This window comes from Rhizobium phaseoli (assembly GCF_010668805.1).
Lineage (GTDB): Bacteria > Pseudomonadota > Alphaproteobacteria > Rhizobiales > Rhizobiaceae > Rhizobium > Rhizobium phaseoli_A.
Genome location: NZ_WUFT01000012.1, coordinates 187,675 through 200,862, shown reverse-complemented (window position 1 = coordinate 200,862; position 13,188 = coordinate 187,675). Strand labels below are relative to the sequence as shown.

The following is a 13,188-nucleotide window of genomic DNA, read 5'->3' as shown; positions in this document are numbered from 1 at the left end:
ACTCGGCGGCGTAGGAGCAATGACGATCGTGAGCCTGAGGCATAATACCCCCGTTGCAGCTTCCATGCGAAGAGGTCTGGGGTTCCGCAGCTTCGGTAAATGTGACACGTTTACGAGGCTGACATGGCTCCTGCATTTCACGCGCGAAGCGTAAGTCAAACGCGGCTAAATTTTAATTCGTCCGATAAGTAGAAGGAACAGCACGTGGCAGCATTTCCGGAAAAGGCAAAGGTCGTCATCATCGGCCTCGGCGGTATCGTCGGCGCCTCGATCGCGCATCATCTCGTCGAGCGCGGATGGGACGACATCGTCGGCATCGACAAGTCGGGCATACCGACCGATATCGGCTCGACAGCCCATGCCTCGGACTTCTGTTACACCACCAGCCACGACTATCTGTCGGTCTGGACCACGCAATATTCGATCGATTTCTACGAGAAGATGGGCCATTACGCCCGCATCGGCGGCCTCGAAGTGGCGCGCACCGGCGACGACGCCTGGATGGAAGAAATCAAGCGCAAGCTGTCCTCGGCGCGCGCTTTCGGCACGCGCGCCCATTATGTCAGCCCTTCCGAGATCAAGGAGAAGTTCCCGCTGATCGAAGAAGATCAGGTGATGGGCGGCCTTTACGATCCGGATGCCGGCCTCGTCATTCCGCGCTCGCAGACCGTTGCCGGCAAGCTGGTCGACGCAGCCGAAAAGGCCGGCAAGCTGCAGGTGTTCGGCAATACGCCGGCGAAATCGCTGATCGTCGAAGGCGGCCGCATCAAGGGCGTCGTCACCCATCGCGGCACCATCATGGCCGACCACGTCATCGTCTGCGCCGGCCTTTGGGGCCGCCTGATCGCCGAGATGGTCGGCGAAGACCTGCCGGTCATGCCGGTCGATCACCCGCTCACCTTCTTCGGTCCGTATAACGAGTTTGAAGGCACCGGCAAGGAAATCGGCTTCCCGCTGCTGCGCGACCAGGGCAACTCCGCCTATATGCGCGATACCGGCGACCCCGCCACGACCGAGGGCGGTCAGATCGAGTGGGGCTATTACGAAGCCGCCAATCCGCGCATGTGCCATCCGCGCGATATTCTCGAAAAACACGAAGCGCGCCTGTCGCCGTCGCAGCGTGACCTCGAGATGGAACAGATCATCGAGCCGCTCGAGCGCGCCATGGAACTGACGCCGATCCTCGGCGAACTCGGTTATAACGAAGGTCACTCCTTCAATGGCCTGCTGCAGGTTTCCGCCGGCGGCGGCGCGTCCTGCGGCGAGAGCCAGAAGGTTCGCGGTCTCTGGTATTGCGTTGCCATCTGGGTCAAGGACGGCCCGGGTTATGGCAAGCTGATCGCCGACTGGATGACCGACGGCCGGACTGAAATCGATCACAACAGCATCGACTACGCCCGCTTTTATCCGCATCAGCTGACCGAAGAGTTCATCGAGGGCCGCTGCTTCGAAGCCGCCCAGAAGATCTATTTCCCGGCCGTTCACACCCGCGAACCCTATGCCTCCGGCCGCAACGCCAAGCGCTCGCCCTTCTACGAGCGCGAAAAGGAGCTGGGCGGCTACTTCATGGAACTCGGCGGTTGGGAGCGTGCGCACGGCTACGCCGCCAACGAGCACCTTCTGCAAAAATACGCCGACCGTGTCCCGGTTCGCGAAAACGAATGGGACAGCCGCCACTTCTGGCGCGTATCGAATGCCGAGCATCTGGCGATGAGCGAGGATTGCGGCATCGTCAATCTCAGCCACTTCCACATGGTCGATATCGAGGGGCCGGATCATGTCGAACTGATGGAATGGCTGTGCGCCGCCAAGGTCGGCGGCGATGCAAACATCGGCAAGGGCGTTTACACCCACTTCCTCGACGACGAAGGCATGGTGCGCGCTGACTTCACCGTCTTCCGCATGGCCGACCGGTGCCGTCTTGTCAACGGCGCCGATGCCGGCCCGCGCGACCTGCATTATATGAAGCGCGTCGCCGAAGACCGTGGCCTCGACGTCACCATCACCGACGTCTCGGAAAAATTCGTGACGATCGGCATCTGGGGTCCGAACGCGCGCGACACGCTGAAGAAGGTCGTGGCCGATCCGGCCGGGCTCGATCAGGAAAACTTCGCCTTTGCGGCGATCAAGCCGATCGAAATCGCCGGTAAGCCTGTCACCGCCTTCCGCATCTCCTATGTCGGCGAGCAGGGCTGGGAGCTGCACATGAAATACGAAGACGGCCTCGCCGTCTGGGATGCGCTGCGCTCGACCGGTGTGATGGCCTTCGGCGTAGAGACCTATGCCAACTCGCGCCGCATGGAAAAGAGCCTGCGCCTGCAGAACGCCGATCTCCTGACCCAGTATAACCTGATAGAAGCCGATCTCGCCCGTCCGAAGGTCAAGGAAGCCGATTTCCGCGGCAAGGCAAAACATCTGGAATACAAGGCGCGCGAGCACCAGCCGGCCATGCTTTGCACGCTTGTGATGACCGATAATACCGACAAATCGGGCGTGAAGCGTTACCCCCTCGGCAACCTGCCGGTCGTCGATCCCGCCACGGGAGAGGTTCTGGTCGACGAGCTTGGCCGTCGGTCCTACACGACCTCGATTGCCTACGGCCCAACGATCGGCAAGAACATTGCTTTGGCCTATCTGCCCTGGTCGCATTGCCAGGTCGGACGCAAGCTGAATGTCGAGTATTTTGCCGAGACTTATCCGATGGAGGTTGTCGGCGTCGGCTACAAGCCGATCTACGACCCGGAAAATCTGAAGCCGCGCACCTAACGCAGCGGCCCGAAATCGGAATCGATTTTCGGAAATTACTGCGCCGCGCGTCTTAAAAGATGCGTGGCGCTGTAAGTGCTTAAGCGGAAGTTCCCACGCTGAATGTCCTGCCATGAAATGCCAGCTTGACAGATTATGAGTCTTTACTCATAATTACGTTAGATGGAAAACTTGCCACGCCCTACCCGAGCGCTCCTTTGGATAGCGTCGAGCCGCAAAGACTATGCGGATTTTCCGCCCAAAGTGCAGGAAGCTTTTGGCTTTGAGCTGTTTCTGGCACAGACGGGGCAATACCCTCCATCGGCAAAGATGCTCAAGGGACTCGGCAATGGTATCGTGGAGTTGGTCGAAGACCCATGACAGCGACACCTACCGCGCCGTTTACACCGTCCGTTTCGATACGGCCGTCTACGTCTTGCACTGCTTCAAGAAGAAGTCCAAGCGCGGCATCAAAACACCCCAGAGCGATATCGAGCTGATTAAACGCCGTTTCCGTGATGCGGAAGCCGATTATACAGCGAAACAAAATGAGGAGCGCAAGCGATGAAAACCGAACATGTCGAGGTTCATGCCGGCCACCCCAACATCTTTGAGGAGCTGGGACTACCGGACGCCGAAAACCACTTCTTGAAAGCGCAGATTGTGGCTGCCCTGCACCGTCTCGTCAACGAGCGCAAACTCAACCAGGCGAAGGCCGGAACCCTTATGGGTATTACTCAGCCGGAAGTGTCCCGCCTCTTCCGGGGCCATTTCCGGGAATACTCCGTTGAACGCCTCATGAGCTTCCTGACAGCTTTCAACCAGGACGTTGAAATTGTCGTAAGGCCTCATGCCAAGGCCGGAGAAGCCGGCAACATAACCTTCAATGCCGTCATGGCTTAACGAGATCGACCCCGGCCGAGATACTTATTATCGTTGGCAGGCGGCGTCGAGCTCGCCCGCCAGCTGCGTAAAATGAGGAAGCGCTACCGCCTGTCACCATTTCCCGATTCGACGGCATCGTTCGGCGCGCGGCTCGGAATGAACCGTTTCGAGATCAGCCAGCAGCAGAGCGCCCAGAGCGCGCCGGCGCACCATCCGGCGAGGACATCCGTCGGGTAGTGGACGCCGAGATAGATCCGGCTGAGACCGATGATGACCGCCAGGAAGACGCCGGCGAACATGACGAAAATCCGCGTCGAGGGATAACGCTGCGTCCGGGCCAGCAGCGCCCCGAGCGTCAGATAGGTCACCGCCGAGACCATGGCGTGGCCAGAGGGAAAGCTGAGATCGCTGACCTCGACCAGATGCGGCACGATGTCGGGGCGCGGCCGTGCGACGAGGATCTTCAAGATCGTGCTCGCCAGCCAGCCTGATAGTACCGAAGACAGGACGAAGATCGCGATCGGCCAGCGCCGGTCGAGCAGAAGATAGACGGTGACGAGGATCGTCATTAGCGAGAGAACAGTGACGCCGCCGAGGCTGGTGATATCGCCAACGGCATGCGTCAGCCAGCCGGGGCCGATCGGCGCGCCAAGTTCACCCGGCCGCCTCAGCGCCAGCAGGATCGTTTCGTCGAAATGGAAGGTCTCGCCTTCGAGAACCTCGCTCGTCAGCCGCTGCAGCACGAACAGCCCGCCGGCAACCGATGCCAGCATGATCAGCGTCAGCGGCTCATATGCGGTAAGCCTCGCCAAAAATCCGCGTCGTTGAACCTCACTCATGCCTGCCGTCGAGCTCCCTTCACTTCATGTCGATCTACGCCAGATCGGCAAGGCCAGCCGTAAAATCAAGACCGTGCGGCATTCGGAGCCATCTCGGTAGCAAAAGCTCAACCTTCTTTTGCTATGGCTGGAGCCGATTGTCCTGGAGATGGTTTCGGCGATGAAAATTCTGACCGCGATGGTTCTGATGGCCGTCCTGCAGCCGGTCGCTGCCTTGGGCGAGACCGAATGGATGGGCGACGCAAGACAATGGTCGGTCGGCTTTGCCGGCGAGCGTCCTGCCTATTGCCGGCTGCTGTGGAACAGCGAGCTCGGCAAAACCGTGGAATTCCGCCAGAGCGCCACCGAGACCTTCTGGCTGGTCACCAAGGACACCTGGGACATTCCGGCCGGCACCACGACCGAGGTGACGCTGACCGATCGTTCGATGACGAAAGTGGTCGCCGCCGAGTACTTCGACAAGACCACGCTTCGCCTCTGGCCGCCGGCGAGCAAAGGAAGCGGCGGACTGAAGAAGATCATCAAGAACTCCTTTGCCGGAACCCCTGACGTGCAGCTGACCTTTGCCGGCGACGAAGGCGACTGGACGCTGCCGCTGTCGCGGGTGGATCAGCTCTACCCCACTTTCGCCCAGTGCCTCAAGCGTCTCGAGGCCGGCGAAAAGGCCAAGCAGGATTCGGCAACCAGCAAGCCGTTCTGACAATCTTCCCGGTTCAGCCGATCGGCGGCGGCGCGGTCTCGCGGATCAGCCTGCGCACGATTTCGATATCGCCGTTCAGCGGCCGCTCGTCGCCATAATGGGAGATACGCTGCCGCACGGCTTGGTAGATGAGATCCGTGCCCGGCGCCCGCGGCGCCGTCGCTGCCAGAAAATCATGCGCCTGGGCCGCTGCCATCAGCTCGATCGCCAGGATATATTCGCCATTGTCGATGACCGTCAGCAGTTTGCCGGCCGCAGCCGTCGGATGGGCGAGGAAATCCTCCTGCAGGCCGGAGGTCAGGCCGCCATCCAGGGCCGCGGGAGCGGCAAGCCGGCGGTTGTCGTTGCAGAGGGCTGCCGCGGTATATTGGGCGATCATGAAGCCGGAATGGCTGCCGGCGTCGCTCGCCAGAAACGGCGGCAGGCCGCTCACCAGCGGATTGACCAGCCGGTCCATGCGCCGTTCGCTGATCGCGCCGATCTGCGCCAGCGCAATGGCGAGGCTATCGGCCGCCTGGCCGAGCGCCGGGGCGACCGCATGCGCCTCGGAGGAGACGATCGGATGTTCGGGCGTGCCGGAGACGGCGGGATTGTCCGTCACCGAGGCAAGTTCCTGATCGACGACACGGGCGGAATTGTCGAAAACGTCGCGGGCGGCGCCGTGGGCATGCGGCACCGACCGAAGGCTGAGCGCATCCTGGGTGCGCCGGCCGAAGGCGGCGGCGACAAGGCCGCTGCCGAGAAGCCGGGCGCGCAGCGTCGCGCCCACCTTTTTGATCCCCGCCGATTGGCGCAGCGCCAGCACCGCTTCGTCGAAGGCGGCAATCTGGCCGCCTGCCGCTTCGAGCGTCAGCGCCGCGATGGCATCGGCCCAGTCGAGCAGCCGTTCGGCGCGAGAAAGTGCAGTGGCGGTCAGCCCGGTGGCGCAGGCCGTGCCGTTGACGAGGCTCAGGCCCTCCTTGGCGCCGAGCACCAGCGGCTGAAGGCCGATCGCCGCCAGCGCCTCGCGGCCGCTCATCCGCCGGCCGGCCAGCATGGCGCTGCCTTCGCCGATCAGAACAAGCGCAATATGGGCATTGTGGATCAGATAGCCGGCCGAGCCTTTCGACGGCACATCGGGAATGCAGTCATTCTCCAGCAGGGCTGTGAGATGCTCGACGACATCGCGCCGTACGCCGGAATGGCCGTGGGCGAAATTGGCAATCTGAGCGGCGATGATGGCGCGCACTTCGCGGCCGCCCAGCAACGGCCCGACGCCGCACGCATGGCTGAGCACGATGCTGCGCGACAAAAGGCTCTGCGAGGCGCGATCGACGACAGTATCGGCCAGCGCCCCGACGCCGGTGTTGACGCCATAGGCGCGCACGCCGGTCTCGACGATGCTGGCGACGATGCGGCTTGCCTGCTCGATACGGGCCCAGGCCGCCGGCGACAGCGCCAGCGCCTCCCCTGCCCCGACACGGGCGACATCGCGCCAGGTCAGCAGGGTCTCGATGGTTTTGGTCATTGACCGCTTCCGAAATGGCCGATGAACTGGCGGAAGGCGGGTGTGGCGCCGCCGGTGAACATGTCGTCCGGTTTGCCGCTGCTTTCGATCAGCCCTTCGCGCATGAAGACGACGCGGTTCGAGACGTTGCGGGCAAAGCTCATCTCATGGGTGACGACGAGCATGGTCATGCCTTCCTCGGCAAGCGCGCGCATGACGCGCAGCACCTCGCCGACGAGTTCCGGATCAAGGGCCGAGGTCGGCTCGTCGAAGAGCATTACCTTCGGCTTCATCGCCAGTGCGCGGGCGATCGCGGCGCGTTGCTGCTGGCCGCCGGAGAGATGAGCGGGATAGGCGTGGCGCTTATCGGCGATGCCGACCTTCTCGAGCAGCGCCTCGGCCTCGGCGATACAGTCGGCACGCGGGCGTTTGAGCACATGGATCGGGCCTTCGATGACGTTCTGCAGGATCGTCATATGGGACCAGAGATTGAAGGACTGGAACACCATGCCGAGTTCGGATCTTATATGGTCGACCTGCTTCTGGCTCGCCGGTTTGCTGCGGCCGTTTTTGTGCACCATCTCGATGTGCTCGCCATCGACCCAGATCTCGCCGTCACTTGCGGTTTCGAGCATGTTGATGCAGCGCAGGAAGGTGGATTTGCCGGAGCCGGAGGCGCCGAGCAGCGAAATCACATCGCCGTCCTCCGCATCGAGGGAAATGCCGCGCAGCACCTCGTGCGTGCCGAAGCTCTTGCGGATATTGCGGACCGAAAGTCGGGTAACGCCTGGCATGATTGCTCCAATCGGTTCAAGAACTACCTAGGCCTTCAGCGGCTGCGGGGCCGCGCGGCGGTGTCGGGACAGCGAATATTCGAGCAGGGCCATGCCCTGCAGGATGATGAAATTCAAAACGAGATAGATGATCGCCGCACAGAGGAAGACCTCCATCGTGCGGTAGGTCTGCGAGATCAGCCGCTGGGCCACACCGGTGACCTCCCATACGGTGACGAGGCTTGCAAGCGCCGTCGACTTCATCATCAGCACGATCTCGGTGGAATAGGCCGGCAGCGCATGACGGAAGGCGATCGGCGCCAGGATGCGGCGCACCAGCAAGGGGCCGGACATGCCGATCGAGCGGGCCGCCTCGATCTCCTTAGGCGAAACGGCGCGGATGCCGCCGCGAAAAATCTCCGCCGTGTAGCCGGCGGTGCAGAGCGCCAGCGACAGCACGGCGCAGACCATCGGCTCGCGCAGGAACGGCCAGAGGAAGGAATAGCGGATAATGCCGAACTGGCCGAGGCCGTAAAACACCAGGAACATCTGGATCAGCAGCGGCGAGCCGCGAAAGATGAAGATATAACCCTTGGCGAAACCCGAAAGCAGAGAGTTGCCGCTGACCCGCATCGAGACGATGACGAGCGCCAGCAGGCCGCCGAAGAAGATCGATAGCGAAAACAGGATCAGCGTCGTCGGCACCGCTTTGAGCAGGGTGACCATGGTCGAAGCAAGAAAGGTGAAATCCATCATCGCCTCCTTATGCCTGGCCCATGGCGGCTGCCGGCATGCTGCGGTTGGCGCGGCGTTCCGCACCGTTGAAGATCCGGTCGGAAAGGCTGGTCAGGATCAGATACAGGCAGCCTCCGGCGATGAAGAACAGGAAATATTGCCGGGTCGAGCCCGCCGCCACCTGGCTGGTGCGCATCAGTTCGGCAAGGCCGGTGACGGAGATCAGCGCAGAATCCTTGAGGCTGAGCTGCCAGACGTTGCCGAGGCCGGGAATGGCCAGCCGCAGCACCTGCGGCATGATGATCCGGCGCAGCCGCAAGCCGCGATGCATGCCGATCGCCGAGGCAGCCTCGAGCTCACCCTTGGAAATGGCGAGGAAAGCGCCGCGGAACACCTCGGCCTGATAGGAGCCGGAGATAATGCCGACGGCAAGCGCGCCAGCGATGAAGGAGGGCAGGCCGAGAAAACCCTCGTAACCCATCGCCTTGCCGATCGAGGTGACGGCCGAGGAGCCGCCGAAATAGATGAGATAGATGATCAGCAATTCAGGCACGCCGCGAAACACGGTCGTATAGATGTTGCCGAGGGTGACGAGGGCAAGATTGCCGGAGAGTTTCGCCGCCGCGACGATGGCGCCGAGCACCGCGCCGATTGCCAGCGCCGTCGCCGTGACGGCCAGCGTCATCAAGGTAGCGGCAATGAGCAGCGCGCCCCATCCGGTCGAGCCGAAGCCGAGCAGTTCCAAGCTTGCCATAGCGTCCGTTCCCCGTCCGTGGCAGTGTTTTGCGGATTGATACCAGAGCATGATGCCGAAAAGTGTCCGCGGTTTTCGGACAACATCATGCTCTAACTCTTTTATTTAGAACAGGATTCAGATTTTAGGCCGACCCGGCGTAAAATCATCCTGCTCTAGCAGGCTGTCTCCGGCGATAAAGCCGGAGACAGGCGTTTGCGGCCGGAAGGCCGAAACGCTTATTGCTGCGGGCTGACGTCGACCTTGAACCACTTCATCGAGAGGTTCTTGACGGTGCCGTCGGCGAGCGCGGACTTGATCGCCTCGCTGAACTTGTCGCGCAGATCGGTGTCGGCCTTGCGGACGCCGAGGCCTTCACCCTCGCCCCAGATCGAACCGACGATTTCCGGGCCGGTGAAGTCGAGTACGCCATTGGCGCTCTGGAAGGCATTGGCGAAATAGACGGCGTCGTCGAAGCCGAGGTCGATGCGGCCGTTCTGCAGGTCGAGGTCGCGGTCGGCGCCGGTCTTGTATTCGCGGATCTCGGCAATGTCGCCGAAATTGTCATAGACGAACTTGGCGTAGACGGTCGCCGCCTGGATGCCGATGGTCTTGCCCTTGAAAGCGGCCTTGAGCGCATCGATCTCCTTCACGCCGGTCTGGCCGGGCGTCATCTTGATCGTGGCGCCGGTGCCGGCGGCCTTGGCGAGCGGGCTGTCCTTGGCGGTGGCGAAGGCGGCAGGGGTGGCAGCATAGGGAATGGTGAAGTCGATGACCTGCTTGCGCTCTTCGGTGATCGACAGCGCATCCATGATAACGTCGAACTTGCCGGCATTGAGCGCCGGGATCATGCCGTCCCAGTCGGAAGCGACCAGCGTGCATTCGATCTTGGCGCGTTCGCACAGCACCTTGGCAAGCTCCGGCTCGAAGCCACCGAGCGTGCCGTCGGCATTGGTGAGGTTCCACGGCGCATAGGCGCCTTCAAGCGTGATGGTCGCCTTCGTCCAGTCCTTGGAAAAGGCGGGGGCTGCGAAGGCGGAAAAAGCCGCCACGCCGCAAAATAGGATTGCGCTGAATTTCATTGATGAATTCTCCTCTGAAGTTGAAACAGACCTTGCGGCACCACGGCCGATCTTCGCCGGCTTGCCCTTTCCTGTCCTTTTGATGTTTTGGACCGATTGGGAGGTTGTATATGGTACCATATGAGATATTTTGTGATATGCAAGAGGAAAGTCGATTTATGTAGCGAATTCCATTCGTGCAAAAGGAATAGGCAATGAAGCGTTCCGGCGAGATGAAGCGCGAGTTGGCGGAAAATGATAGCACGCCGCTTTATGCCGGCGTCAAGCAGGTGATCCTCGACCGCATCCACAGCGGCGAATGGCCGCCGAAATACCGCGTGCCGTCGGAGAACGAACTGGTCGTCGAGCTCGGCGTCAGCAAGATGACCGCCAATCGGGCACTGCGCGAACTTGCCAATGAAGGCGAACTCGTCCGCATCCAGGGGGTGGGCTCTTTCGTCGCCGAGCGCAAGGGCTATTCGGCGCTGTTCGAGGTGCGCAACATCGCCGAGGAAATCGCCGAACGCGGCCATGCCCACGAGGCTTCGGTCATCGTTCTCGCCCAGGAAACCGCCTCTCCGGAGATTGCCGACGCATTGGAGCTTGCGATCGGCGCGGCGGTCTTCCACTCGCTGATCGTTCACAGCGAAAACGGTGTTCCGGTGCAGATCGAGGACCGTTTCGTCCATCCGGAGGCTGCTCCCGAATATCTCGGCCAGGATTTCACGACGCTGACGCCGAATGCCTATCTGACCGCCGCTGCCCCGCTCAGCGGCTCCGAACACGTCGTCGAGGCGGCGATGCCGCAGGCCTGGGAATGCAAGCTCCTGACCATCCTGAACACCGAACCGTGCCTGACGATCCGCCGGCGCACCTGGTCGGCAAAACAAGTGGTGTCGACCGCCCGCCTCGTCTATCCCGGCTATCGCTACCGGCTCGAAGCGCGCAGCGGCAAGATGTTCGAGGAATGAAAGGACTCGCCATGTTGTATATGGAACATGGCATTACTGTGATGCCGGCGTGAAACGCGCCACCAGCGCGTGCCGATCGCCGGGATAGGTGAAGCGCACATGCGTGACCGGGCCGGCGCCGCTCCAGGTGCGGCGTTCGACAACGAGGCAGGCGGTGTTGCGCGCGATATCGAGGACTGCGGCCACCTCGGCATTGGCCGAGACGGCGTGGATCCGGTGTTCGGCCGTGCTCCATGGCACCTGGTTGAGCAGCCAGGGGCCCGGCGCCATCGTCAGGAAATCGGCATCGGCCGCTTCCGGCACGGTCGCCAGACTGATCAGCCGCTCCTCCAGGCAGAAGGGCCGCGCGCCGGCATTGTGGATGCAGACCACCTCGACGACCGAGGACGCCACAGGCAGTTCCAGCCGGCGGCTGTCATCCGCCTTGGCCTTGCGGCTGGTCTTCTTCGATACCGCATAGGAATAGGCCAGGTTCAGCGACTGCACCTCGGCCTTGATGTCGTGAATTTCGAGGACGGCCGATTGCGCCTGCGGCTGAGTGACGAAGCTGCCGGATTTCTTGCGGCGCTCGATGAGACCGGCCTTGGCGAGCTGGGTCAGCACCTTGTTCACCGTCATGCGCGAGACGTCATATTGGGTGGCGAGATCGACCTCGAAGGGAATGCGATGCCCCGGCGGCCATTCGCCCGAGACGATACGGCCCTCGATGTCGCCAAGGATGCGCTGATGCAAGGTGGGATCCCTGCTTTGATTCATCGCCACGTTCCGATTGATCTCCCGCTCTAATTCGAATGCTTCCTCATGAAAAGTGCTTTTTCAGGCAGCCAGCAATTCACCCATCGCGGCCAGGAAACGCCGGTCGATGGCGTCGCGTTTGAGATGGCGACCGCCCTCCACCTGCTTGCGGCCGCGCGCCCAGACGCAATCGACGGAAATGCCGCCGGCAAACAGCCAGTGATCGAGGATCTGGTCGCCGGAGAGATAGGAAACGGCTGCGGTATCGAGCGAAACGATATCGGCGTGATGGCCTTCGGAAAGACCGGCCGGCGCCTTCAATGCGGCACCCCCGCCGGCAAGCGCCTGATTGAACAGGCAAAGCGCCGTCGAACCGCCAGGCGCTGCAATGACATTGCGGGCGCGCAGCGCCAGGCGCTGCGAATATTCGAGCTGGCGCAGTTCTTCCGACACCGAGATCAGCACGTTGGAATCCGAACCGATGCCGTAACGCCCGCCCTCTTCGAGGAAGAGCGGCGTGGCAAAGGCGCCGTCACCGAGATTGGCTTCGGTGATCGGGCAGAGGCCGGCAATCGCCCCGCTTTTCGCCATCCGCCGCGTTTCGTCTTCGGTCATGTGCGTCGCGTGGATCAGGCACCAGCGCTCATCCACCGGCGCATGATCGAGCAGCCATTCCACCGGCCGGGCACCGGACCAGGCGATGCAGTCCTCGACTTCCTTGACCTGCTCGGCGACATGGATGTGGATCGGGCCGTCGCCCGCCATCGGCACCAGCCTTGCCAGCTGCTCGGGCATTGCGGCACGCAGGCTGTGCGGCGCCAGGCCGAGTTCGGCGCCGTCGAGCCGGCCGGTCACTCCACGGCATCCCTCCATCAGCCTTTCGAAGCTTTCGAGCGAATTGATGAAACGCCGCTGGCCGTCGATCGGCTGAGCGCCGCCGAAGCCGGAATGGGCATAGAACACCGGCAGCAAGGTCAGGCCGAGGCCGGTCTCTTCGCTCGCAGCCCCAATGCGTTCGGCAAGCTCGGCGATATTGGCGTAAGTACCGCCATCTCTGTCATGGTGGAGATAATGGAATTCGCCGACCCGGGAAAAGCCTGCCTCCAGCATTTCCGCATAGAGCTTGGCGGCGACCGCCTCGACATGTTCAGGCGTCATCGCCAGGGCGAACTTGTACATGACGGTGCGCCAGCTCCAGAAGCTGTCATTGGCCGGGCCCCGCACTTCGGCAAGGCCGGCCATTGCCCGCTGGAAGGCATGACTGTGCAGATTTCCCATGGCCGGAACGATAAGAGCGTGGCGTTCATCGCCGGGCTGAGGCGAAACCCCGGTCTCGACCCGGGAAATGCGCCCGGTTTCGAGCGTTACCCGCACGTCCTTCTGCCAGCCTTTCGGCGTCAGTGCCGTGCCTGCGTGAAGTGTGGTCATGGCCGTCCCTCTCCTCTTGCCGCGCCGCTGCTCTTTCTTTTCCAGAAAAGCGCGCAAAATTTCTCTTGTCACCTGCTTATTATGTATATACATGTTT

Annotated in this window: 13 protein-coding genes; 5 read left to right on the top strand and 8 right to left on the bottom strand. The window is 62.0% G+C overall.

Annotated elements, in window-relative coordinates:
• Positions 1-204: 204 nt before the first annotated feature.
• The 3 genes from GR197_RS20070 to GR197_RS20060 all read left to right on the top strand — a co-directional run bounded on the left by GR197_RS20070 (position 205) and on the right by GR197_RS20060 (position 3,648).
• Positions 205-2,766, top strand: coding sequence for an FAD-dependent oxidoreductase (locus tag GR197_RS20070; protein ID WP_164012654.1), 2,562 nt, complete (start codon positions 205-207; stop codon positions 2,764-2,766).
• A 328-nt stretch (positions 2,767-3,094) separates the two neighbouring features.
• Positions 3,095-3,313, top strand: a complete 219-nt coding sequence (locus GR197_RS32775; protein WP_348643291.1) for a type II toxin-antitoxin system RelE/ParE family toxin — start codon at positions 3,095-3,097, stop codon at positions 3,311-3,313.
• The gene (locus GR197_RS20060; protein ID WP_164012652.1) at positions 3,310-3,648 is read left to right on the top strand and encodes a helix-turn-helix domain-containing protein; all 339 of its coding nucleotides are present in this window, start codon (positions 3,310-3,312) and stop codon (positions 3,646-3,648) included. Before GR197_RS32775 ends, GR197_RS20060 begins: the two co-directional genes overlap by 4 nt.
• Before the next feature lie 83 nt (positions 3,649-3,731).
• Here the strand turns inward: GR197_RS20060 and GR197_RS20055 are convergent, their stop codons facing one another.
• Positions 3,732-4,469, bottom strand: a complete 738-nt coding sequence (locus GR197_RS20055) for a phosphatase PAP2 family protein (protein WP_164012650.1) — start codon at positions 4,467-4,469, stop codon at positions 3,732-3,734.
• Positions 4,470-4,629: 160 nt separating this feature from the next.
• Between GR197_RS20055 and GR197_RS20050 the strand changes: the two genes are divergently transcribed.
• A complete protein-coding gene (locus GR197_RS20050; RefSeq protein WP_164012648.1) occupies positions 4,630-5,169 on the top strand; it encodes a hypothetical protein in 540 nt (179 codons plus the stop codon).
• Positions 5,170-5,182: 13 nt separating this feature from the next.
• Here GR197_RS20050 and GR197_RS20045 read toward each other — a convergent pair whose 3' ends face one another.
• The 5 genes from GR197_RS20045 to GR197_RS20025 form a co-directional block, all read right to left on the bottom strand.
• Complete coding sequence (locus GR197_RS20045; protein ID WP_164012646.1) at positions 5,183-6,676, bottom strand: HAL/PAL/TAL family ammonia-lyase; 1,494 nt, start codon at positions 6,674-6,676, stop codon at positions 5,183-5,185.
• Positions 6,673-7,449 (bottom strand): ABC transporter ATP-binding protein, encoded by a 777-nt coding sequence (locus GR197_RS20040; RefSeq protein ID WP_164012644.1) that lies wholly within the window; start codon positions 7,447-7,449, stop codon positions 6,673-6,675. The genes GR197_RS20045 and GR197_RS20040 overlap by 4 nt, the downstream gene beginning before the upstream one ends.
• A 27-nt stretch (positions 7,450-7,476) precedes the next feature.
• Positions 7,477-8,181 carry an ABC transporter permease gene (locus GR197_RS20035; protein WP_164012642.1) on the bottom strand — a complete coding sequence of 235 codons (705 nt, stop codon included), beginning with the start codon at positions 8,179-8,181 and terminating at the stop codon, positions 7,477-7,479.
• Positions 8,182-8,191: 10 nt separating this feature from the next.
• The gene (locus GR197_RS20030; protein ID WP_164012640.1) at positions 8,192-8,917 is read right to left on the bottom strand and encodes an ABC transporter permease; all 726 of its coding nucleotides are present in this window, start codon (positions 8,915-8,917) and stop codon (positions 8,192-8,194) included.
• A 218-nt stretch (positions 8,918-9,135) separates the two neighbouring features.
• Positions 9,136-9,978, bottom strand: a complete 843-nt coding sequence (locus tag GR197_RS20025; RefSeq protein WP_164012638.1) for a transporter substrate-binding domain-containing protein — start codon at positions 9,976-9,978, stop codon at positions 9,136-9,138.
• A 194-nt stretch (positions 9,979-10,172) separates the two neighbouring features.
• Here GR197_RS20025 and hutC (GR197_RS20020) point away from each other — a divergent pair, with 194 nt between their 5' ends.
• Positions 10,173-10,928, top strand: a complete 756-nt coding sequence (gene hutC, locus GR197_RS20020; RefSeq protein ID WP_164012636.1) for a histidine utilization repressor — start codon at positions 10,173-10,175, stop codon at positions 10,926-10,928.
• 33 nt (positions 10,929-10,961) lie between these two features.
• Here hutC (GR197_RS20020) and hutC (GR197_RS20015) read toward each other — a convergent pair whose 3' ends face one another.
• Together hutC (GR197_RS20015) and GR197_RS20010 are read right to left on the bottom strand one after the other, a co-directional pair.
• Entirely contained in the window at positions 10,962-11,684 is a 723-nt protein-coding gene (hutC, locus tag GR197_RS20015; protein WP_164012634.1) for a histidine utilization repressor, read from the bottom strand.
• A gap of 60 nt (positions 11,685-11,744) precedes the next feature.
• On the bottom strand, positions 11,745-13,091 hold the full coding sequence (locus GR197_RS20010; RefSeq protein WP_164012632.1) for a formimidoylglutamate deiminase: 1,347 nt from the start codon (positions 13,089-13,091) through the stop codon (positions 11,745-11,747).
• Between the last annotated feature and the right edge of the window lie 97 nt (positions 13,092-13,188).